The 8,184-nt window shown below is 71.7% G+C and carries 9 protein-coding genes; 5 read left to right on the forward strand and 4 right to left on the reverse strand.

Going from position 1 to position 8,184, the window contains the following annotated elements; all coding sequences use genetic code 11:
- The first annotated feature begins 84 nt into the window (after positions 1-84).
- From VKH46_02430 to yidD, 4 genes are read left to right on the forward strand one after another with little or no spacing between them, the layout of a single operon-like run.
- Entirely contained in the window at positions 85-1,212 is a 1,128-nt protein-coding gene (locus tag VKH46_02430) for a hypothetical protein (protein HKB69669.1), read from the forward strand.
- Positions 1,209-2,528 (forward strand): aldehyde dehydrogenase family protein, encoded by a 1,320-nt coding sequence (locus tag VKH46_02435; GenBank protein HKB69670.1) that lies wholly within the window; start codon positions 1,209-1,211, stop codon positions 2,526-2,528. The genes VKH46_02430 and VKH46_02435 overlap by 4 nt, the downstream gene beginning before the upstream one ends.
- Positions 2,529-2,539: 11 nt before the next feature.
- Positions 2,540-2,911 carry a hypothetical protein gene (locus VKH46_02440; GenBank protein HKB69671.1) on the forward strand — a complete coding sequence of 124 codons (372 nt, stop codon included), beginning with the start codon at positions 2,540-2,542 and terminating at the stop codon, positions 2,909-2,911.
- Positions 2,895-3,254 carry a membrane protein insertion efficiency factor YidD gene (gene yidD, locus VKH46_02445; protein HKB69672.1) on the forward strand — a complete coding sequence of 120 codons (360 nt, stop codon included), beginning with the start codon at positions 2,895-2,897 and terminating at the stop codon, positions 3,252-3,254. The genes VKH46_02440 and yidD overlap by 17 nt, the downstream gene beginning before the upstream one ends.
- 153 nt (positions 3,255-3,407) lie before the next feature.
- Here the strand turns inward: yidD and VKH46_02450 are convergent, their stop codons facing one another.
- Positions 3,408-4,148, reverse strand: coding sequence for a glycerophosphodiester phosphodiesterase (locus tag VKH46_02450; GenBank protein HKB69673.1), 741 nt, complete (start codon positions 4,146-4,148; stop codon positions 3,408-3,410).
- 79 nt (positions 4,149-4,227) lie between these two features.
- Between VKH46_02450 and VKH46_02455 the strand changes: the two genes are divergently transcribed.
- Positions 4,228-5,625 carry a hypothetical protein gene (locus VKH46_02455; protein HKB69674.1) on the forward strand — a complete coding sequence of 466 codons (1,398 nt, stop codon included), beginning with the start codon at positions 4,228-4,230 and terminating at the stop codon, positions 5,623-5,625.
- Between the two features lie 53 nt (positions 5,626-5,678).
- Here the strand turns inward: VKH46_02455 and pyrF are convergent, their stop codons facing one another.
- Genes pyrF through VKH46_02470 form a run of 3 tightly spaced genes read right to left on the reverse strand, consistent with a single transcriptional unit; the run spans position 5,679 to position 8,103 of the window.
- Positions 5,679-6,407: an orotidine-5'-phosphate decarboxylase gene (gene pyrF / locus VKH46_02460; GenBank protein ID HKB69675.1), complete on the reverse strand. Its 729-nt coding sequence runs from the start codon at positions 6,405-6,407 to the stop codon at positions 5,679-5,681.
- Positions 6,404-7,315 carry a dihydroorotate dehydrogenase gene (locus VKH46_02465; GenBank protein ID HKB69676.1) on the reverse strand — a complete coding sequence of 304 codons (912 nt, stop codon included), beginning with the start codon at positions 7,313-7,315 and terminating at the stop codon, positions 6,404-6,406. Before VKH46_02465 ends, pyrF begins: the two co-directional genes overlap by 4 nt.
- A complete protein-coding gene (locus tag VKH46_02470; protein ID HKB69677.1) occupies positions 7,309-8,103 on the reverse strand; it encodes a dihydroorotate dehydrogenase electron transfer subunit in 795 nt (264 codons plus the stop codon). The genes VKH46_02465 and VKH46_02470 overlap by 7 nt, the downstream gene beginning before the upstream one ends.
- Positions 8,104-8,184 lie beyond the last annotated feature (81 nt).

The raw sequence follows: 8,184 nt of genomic DNA on the forward strand, positions 1-8,184 counted from the left end.
GACCGAGCGCCTGGCGCGGGAGAATCCCGACCACCTCTTCCCCGATCTCTCGGACGTTCCGGCAGTCGCCGAAGCGATCCTCGGATGAAGCGGCTGGCCGCGGTCCTGCTCCTCATCTGCGCCGCGGCCGCCCGGGCGGCCGCGCCGCCGTTCGGGAACGCTCCCTACGACTGGATGCCGCCGCAAGAGCCGTCGGCGCCGCCGGCCTCGTCCGCCTCCCGCGTCTCCGTCAAGATCGACGTCACGGCGGCCGAGCAGATTCTCGAGGCGCTCTCGGCCGAGAAGCCGCGCCCCGGCGACGCGTCCGCGCTGCAGGGGCTTTCCGTCGTTCGCCGCCAGATCTCGGAGTCGGGGAAGCCCGACACGGTGTGGAACGAGGATTTCGCCGGCGCGTTCCTCCCGGAAAGCCGCCCGGGGACCTTCGATTTCCGCTCGGTTCGTCTCGACCGCGGACGCTGGAAGGTCTGCCTCGAAGGGGTGAAGGCGGACGCCGCGGAGATCGCGGGGAGCGCCGCGCGCCGCGTCGAGGCGCTCCTGCCCGCGGACGTCCCGCTCGACTTCTCGGCCGAGATCGACGTGACGTTCGCCCTGGCCGGAATCGAAGACCACGTCCTTTTCCCCGAGGGCCAACGCAAGGCCGCCGTGCTGATCGACCTCGGGCGGGCGATCTCCGAGAATCCCGGCAATCCGCGCGCGGAAACGGCCGAGACGCTGTCGCGCCTCGCGGCGGCGGAGACGTACCGCGCCGCCTGGGAGACGTACCGCCGGACCTCCCCCGCATGGCGGCGGCCGGACCAGGGGCCTCTCGACCCGCTCCTCCGTTCGGTCTCGACCGTGGCGCCTCTCGCTCTGTTCGCCTTCGACCGGAACTTCTTCCCGCTCTCCCGCTGGCTCCACGACGACATGATCCGGGCGATCGACGCGCTCAACCAGGAAGCCGCGGTCCTCGGCAACCCGAAGACCGACATCGGGAAGCGCGCCGAGATCCTGACCGGGCTGAGGAAGCCGGGCCTGCGTCCCGATCCGGCGCTCTCGGCCGGCGCGTTCCTCGCCGACGGCGTCTTCCAGGAGCTCGGGCGGCAGGCCCTGGTCGACGCTCTCGCGGCCGGCCCGGAGGGGCTGCTCGACGCCTACGCGTCGGCCGCCGCGCGGAAGAAGAGCGACCTCCCGCCGCTCTCGCGGAAGCTCCGCGCGGGGACGCCGAGGAAGTGACCGACGCGGCCGGCATCTCACGCGCGATCGGAGAGGCGCGGGATGCGTTCGACGCGACCCGGCGGATGCCCTCCTGGAAGCGGGCGCAGGCGCTCCGGCAGATCCGCGGCGGGATCGCCCGCCGGCGGGCGGAGTTCGCGGACGCGATCGTCGCCGAGGCGGGGAAGCCCCTCCGGTTCGCCGAAGCCGAGGTCGACCGCTGCCTCGTCACGTTCTCGCTCGCGGCGGAGGAGGCCGGACGAACCGGAGGCGAGGTCCTGGCGGTCGATCTCGAGCCGCGCGCCGAGAGCCTCTGGTGCGCCGTCGAGCGGTTCCCGAAGGGCGTCGTCGCCGCGCTCACGCCGTTCAACTTCCCGCTGAACCTCCTCGCGCACAAGGTCGCGCCGGCCATCGCCTGCGGCTGTCCGGTCGTCGCGAAGCCCTCGCCGCGCACCCCGCGGGCCGCGCTCCTCCTCGCCGAGGAGGCCGCGAAGACCGCGTGGCCCGCCGCCGCCTTCTCCGTCGTCGTCTGCGAGAACGCGGACGCGCCGGCCCTGTGGCGCGATCCGCGCGTCGCGGTCCTGTCGTTCACGGGCTCCGACGCCGTCGGCTGGAAGATCAAGGAGGAGGCGCCGAGGAAGACCGTCGTCCTCGAACTCGGCGGGAACGCCGCGGCGATCGTCCACGACGACGCCGACCTCGATGCGGCCGCCCGGAAGCTCGCGTCGTCCGCATTCGCCTACGCCGGCCAGGTGTGCATCAAGGCGCAGCGGATCCTCGTGTCTCGCGCCGTCTTCGAGCCGTTCCTCGAGCGGTTCATGGCCGCGGCCCGGGAGCTGCCGGCGGGCGACCTGCGCGACCCGAAGACGGCGCTCTGCCCGCTGATCGACGAGGACGCCGCGCGCCGCGTGGACGCCTGGATCGAAGAGGCCCTCGCCGCGGGAGCGGTCCGCGTCGCGGGAGGGGCGCGCGAGGGGCGATACGTGCCGCCGACGATCCTGACCGGCGTCGATTCCGAAGCGAAGGTGCGGCGGCGCGAGGTCTTCGGGCCCGTCGCGATCGTCGATCCCTACGACGACTTCGACGGCGCGATCGCGGCGGCCAACGACACCGCGTACGGCCTTCACGCGGCCGTCTTCACCCGCGACATCGGGCGGATCCGCGCCGCCTACCGCTCGCTCGAGGTCGGCGGCGTTCTCGTCAACGAGCCTCCCTCGACCCGGATCGACAACTTTCCGTACGGGGGGGTGAAGGCGTCGGGCGCGGGGCGCGAGGGGGTCCGTTCGACGATCCTCGAATACACCGAGCCCCGCGTTCTTCTGGTATCTTCCGCGTGACGGAGATCCCGATGGCCGACGAACCGCTCCCTCCCGGCCCCCCTGCCGAGCCTCCGGCTCCCGCTCCGCCGGACCGCACGCTGATGCTGATCCTCGCGTATCTCGGACCGCTCTCCCTCGTGCCGATCCTCGCCGAGAAGGAGGACGCCGAGGTGCAGTGGCAGGCGAAGAACGGGCTCGTCCTCTTCGGCGCGTTCGCAGTCGCCTGCATGATCGCCGTCTTCCTCTCCGCGTTGTTCGCGATCTTCGGATGTCTCTACTGGATCGCGACGACTTTCCTCATGCTCTTCTACGCGGCGCTGATAGTGGTCGGAATCGCAAAGGCCCTGCGCGGCGAGCGGCTCGTCATCCCGGTGCTGACCGATCTTGCCCGCCGGTTCTGAGGCCGCCGCCGGACCCTCGCCCGGCGCCGACGCGCGCCGGCTCCCTTCCGCGCTCGTGCTCGCGGTCGCCCTGACGGCCGCCCTCGTCGGCGACGCCTTCAACCCGCCCGCGCGCCAGTGGAGCGGACGGGCGGCCGCAGCCGCCGTGAGCGCCTACCGCAAAACGGTCTCGCCGCTCCTGGCGAGGAGCCGGCTCGTGCGATGCCGCTTCACTCCGACCTGCTCGCTCTACGGGCTCGAGGCGCTGCGCCGCCACGGCTTCTTCCGGGGAAGCGCGCTCGCCGCGTGGAGGGTCCTCCGATGCAATCCGCTGTCGAAGGGGGGCGTCGACCTCGTTCCGTAGTCGCGCAGGTTCCACGCGCCGAGTTGAAGCGGTCGCTTCGCGCCGCTTAACTCGGCGGTTTTTGCGGCGAGATCCCGAGGCCTACCGGGGCGCAGGTCGCAGGGTCTCGCGGGCGGCACGCGCCCGTATTCGCTCGATGTATCGCGACGCCTGCTATCCTCGCAAAACCCGCGCCGCGAGCGCGGGTTCATTGGTCGTGATCGACGCCACACCCCGGTCGGCCAGAGCCTGGATCTCCTCGGGCGAGTCCACGGTCCAGGGATGCACGGTCAGGCCCGCGCGCGCCGCGGCGGCGACGAAGGCTTCCGTCGCAAAATCCGCCCTCGGGCCCACGGCGACGCACGGCGGGAAGATCCCCCGCGGCTGCCCGGCCTCCGGGAGCGCGACGGCGCGGTCGAACAGATAGGACGTCGCGACCCCGCTCTCCCGCCCCGCCACGCGCCGGAGCAGGTCCGCGTCGAAGGACGCCACGAGGCACCGCGGCCCGAGCCCGAAGCCGGCGATCACGTCGCAGACGCGCCGGGCCGCGAGCGCCCGGTCGGTCGCCGCGTTGACCTTGACCTCGAGGACGTAGCGCCACGCGTTCCCGTATCGCTGGAAGAGGTCGTCGAGGGTCGGAATCCGGTACTCCCCGAACGGAGACTCGAGGAGAAGACCGCGAACGTCGATCGACGCCATCGCGCGGACCGCGTGCCGCTCGGTGCCGATCGGGATCGCGTCGTCGTGGAAGACGACGAGCTCGCCGTCGCGCGTCTGCTGCAGGTCGAGCTCGATCGCGTCGGCGCCTTCCGCCTCCGCGAAATCGAAGCTGTCGAGGGTGTTCTCCCGCGCCCGGCGCGGCGAGCCGCGGTGGCCGACGATCCAGAGGGGATGCGGCGCCGTCCAGTCGCTCATCGCGGGCGATCCTACCCCACCCGGCGTCGCGGTTGGATTCGCCCGCGATGAGCTCCGAGACGTCGACGTACAATCGGACATGTTTCCCGGCCTCCTCCAGTATCTCCTTTGGCTGGCGGCGCATTCGCCCGCCCTGCGGAAGACGCTTCCGCGGCCGACGATCCGGGTCGAGGTTCACGCGGAAGCGGAGCTCGACGGACTGACGCGCCTCCTGACCCTCGCCCGGAGCTGTCACAAGTTCGACGGCGCCGGGGCCTCCACGCAAGGCTGCCCCCGGGTCGACAGGAGGTTCCGCGGGAACTCGATTTCCATCGAGGGCGTCGAGCCCGGCCTGTATCTCCTGGGGTTGCAGATCGGGCGCGAGCGAAGAGTCGAGACCGTTTCCGTCGGAACGGCAGACCGGACCGAGATGATCGAATTCAAACGACCCCGCTTGCGCGGCCGCGTCACCCGCAACGGCGCCGGGGTCGCCGCCACGCTGGTTTTCTCGACAAAGCCGGAACCGGCCGCCGACGAGATTCTGTCGTCGACCCCGACGACCCGCGAGTCGGGGCCGTCGGGAGAGTACGAGGCGAACCTATGGGCGGGCGCCGCCTACGTCGCGCGCGTGACCGCCAAGGAAGCCGGCAGCGTACCCGCCACGTTCCGCTTCGTCGCCCCGTCGGCGGACGACTCGCGAGATTTTCCGCTCACGGCCCGCCCGCTCCACGTTCGGGTCCGCGATGCCGACTCCGGCCAGCCCATCGAAGGCGCCCTGCTGGTATTCATCGACCCCATCGGCGTCCAGACGCCTCTTTCGGACGCCGAAGGGGCGATCGACATCCCGTCGGTTGCCGCGGGGAGGTTCCACGCGACCGCCGTCGCGAAGAACTACCTCAACACGGTCGTCGACGAGGTCCTGGAGGATCGCGACGACTCATCGCCGCTCGAGATCTCCATGAAGCCGCGCGCGGAAGGGAACGGTTTCGCGGTGTATCGACCCGATGGTTCCCCGGCGGCCGGCGTATTCGCGTATTACCGGCTCGACATCGCGACGGATTCCCGCGTCCGGATCCCGTGCGACGCCGACGGGATTTGCGACCCCGGAGAGCGGCCGGGGGACGCCGAGTGGATCATCCTCCAGCATCCCGACGCCGGCCTGACGCTGCGAACGGCGGGCGAGATCTACGGATCCCGTTCGGTCGTCCTCGCGCCGGCGGGCGGCTCGCTCGTCATCCGCCTGACGCCCGGCGGCGCCGCACCGGACGACTGCCAGAGAGCGATCGTCTCGATCGGCGGGGTGCCGGTCGAGCCTTCGGCGTCCTTCACGTGCGGCGACCGCTGGCCGATCGAGATCCCCGGCCTCCCGGCCGGAGAGGTCGAAGTGACGATCGTCACGTTTCACGTCGACGACCAGGCGCGGACGATCCTGAAGACGGTCGCCGGCCCGATCTCGGTGAATCTCCCCTCGTCCCCGATCGAGATACCGATTCCCTGACGCCGGTCAGTCACGAGCAAAGCCGGTGAAGTCTGCCGATGGGCGTTCGCGGATCAGGCTCCCGCCATCTCCTCGACGATCGCGTCGAGCGCCGCGACCGGATCGGCCGCGCGCGTGACCGGGCGGCCGACGACGAGGATCGACGCTCCGGCCGACAGAGCGGCGCCGGGAGTCGCGATCCGCTTCTGGTCGCCGGCCTCCGACCCGCGGGGGCGGATCCCCGGCACGACGGTCAGGAACGCCGGCCCGCACGCGGCTCGCACCGCGGCGACCTCGGCCGCCGAGCAGACGACGCCGTCGAGGCCCGACGCCGCCGCGAGCTGGGACAGCCGGAGCGCGGCGGCCGAAGGATCGCCGGAAAACGGCAGCTCGGCAAAGGCCTCCGGCCCGAGGGAAGTCAGGATCGTCACGGCGATCACCGCCGGCCGCTCGCGGCCGAGGCGCGCCGCTTCCTCGGCGACCGCGGCCCGCGCGGCCACCATCATCTCTCGGCCGCCCGAGGCATGGACGTTGACGAGCGAAGCGCCGGTCCGGACCGCGGCCCTCGCCGCGGCGGCGACGGTGTTCGGGATGTCGTGGAGCTTCAAGTCGAGGAACACCTTTCCCGAGCGCGCGATCTCCGAGACGAGCGCCGGCCCTTCGGCGACGAAGAGCTCGAGGCCGATCTTGAACCAGCCGCACCGCCCCTTCATGCGCGCCGCGAAGTCGCGCGCTTCGGGAGCGCTCCCGAAATCGAGGGCGACGCCGATCCGGTCGCGTGCGGCGGTCTCGCGCGGCGTCACGGCGTCCTTCCGATCAGGTCTCGGGCGGAAATCGACCGCGCGGAGCACCAGGCGTCGAGCTCCGCGACGAGCCTGCCCGAGACGCCGGGATCGCGGAAGTTCGCGGTGCCGATCTGCACCGCGGAGGCGCCCACCGCGAGGAACTCGAGGACGTCCGAGAGCGTCTCGATCCCGCCGATTCCCCAGAGCGGCACGTCCGGCAGAGCGCGATGCACCTGATAGACCATCCGTACGGCGAGCGGCCGGATCGCGGGCCCGGAAAGCCCTCCCGTCCCGAACGAGATCCGCGGCCGCGCCGTCTCGGGGTCGACGGACATTCCGACGAAGGTGTTGACGAGCGACAGGACGTCGGCGCCGGCTCCGCGCGCGGCGCGGGCGGACTCGACGAGGTCCGGCGCGTTCGGAGAGAGTTTCACGACGAGCGGCGCGTCGGTCGCCTTTCTCACCTTCCCGACGAGGGACGCGGTCGCCTGGGGCGAGTTGCCGAAGAGCATTCCTCCCTTGCGCACGTTCGGGCAGGAGATGTTGAGCTCGATTCCGGCGAGCCCTTCCGCGCCGGCAAGCGCGCGGACGATCTCCACGTATTCCTCCTCCTCGTCTCCCCAGATGTTGGCGAAGACCGTCGCGCCGGCCGCGCGGAGACGCGGGAGCTTCTCGGAGAGGAAGGCCTCGATCCCGACGTTCTGGAGGCCGATGGCGTTCAGCATCCCGGAGGGAGTCTCGCAGATCCTCGGCGGCGCGTTCCCCTCGTGCGGGGCAAGAGAGAGCCCCTTCGTGAAGAGACCGCCGATCGCGGAAATGTCCACGACGTCGGCGAACTCCAGCCCGTAGCCGAACGTGCCCGACGCCGTCGCGATCGGGTTCTTCAGCCGGACCGGGCCGAGGGCGACCGAGAGATCGCTCAACATCGACTCCAGTCCACCGCCGACGGCGGGAGAATCGGACCCTCCTGGCAGGATACGAGAAAACCGCCGCGCGGACGCGGCAGGACGCAGGCGAGGCACACTCCGAAGCCGCAGCCCATCGGCGCCTCCGTCGAGAACTCCGCCGCGATTCCGCGGCTCGCGAGGAGCGGCGCGAGCGTGCGGAACATCGCCGTCGGGCCGCAGGCGTAGATCCGCCGGTACGGCGCGCCGCCGGCGAGCTCACGCGCGAGGAGATCGGTGACCCGCCCCGGCTCGCCGAAGGAGCCATCGTCCGTCGAATCGAGCTCGCGGCCGGTCACGAGCGGGCCGATCTTCCCGCGATAGGCGAGGTCGGCCGCCGAGCGGCCGCCGAAGAAGAGGTCCGCGGCGACGCCCCGGGCCGCGAAATCCCGCAGGAGAAGGGGGAACGGGGCCACGCCCACGCCTCCCGCGACGATCGCGACGCGGTCGCCGCGGCCGAGATCGGCGGCGGTGAAGGCGTTGCCGAGCGGCGCGAGGAGCTCGATTTCCTCTCCGGGAACGAGCGCCGCGAGGCACGCGGTGCCGGCGCCGATCACCTTCACGAGAAATTCGACGGTCCCCGACGCTCGATCCCTGTCCGCGATCGAGAACGCCCGCCGCAGGAACGGTCGGCTCCTCCCGGCGACGCCGATCATCGCGAACTGCCCGGGCCGAACCGAGGCGGCCAGGGCGGGGGCCGAGCAGAACAGGGAGAAAAGCCCGGGCGCGTGCTCGATCCGCGATGTCACCCGCGCTCTGGCATCCTGCATTGGCGCCGCGGATTCTAGCGCGAAGCCGGCAGGGCCGTCACGAGACGGCGGCGAAGCGCCGGCGCGCGCGACAATGCACGA

The sequence above is a fragment of the Thermoanaerobaculia bacterium genome (genome assembly GCA_035260525.1).
Classification (GTDB): Bacteria; Acidobacteriota; Thermoanaerobaculia; order UBA5066; family DATFVB01; genus DATFVB01.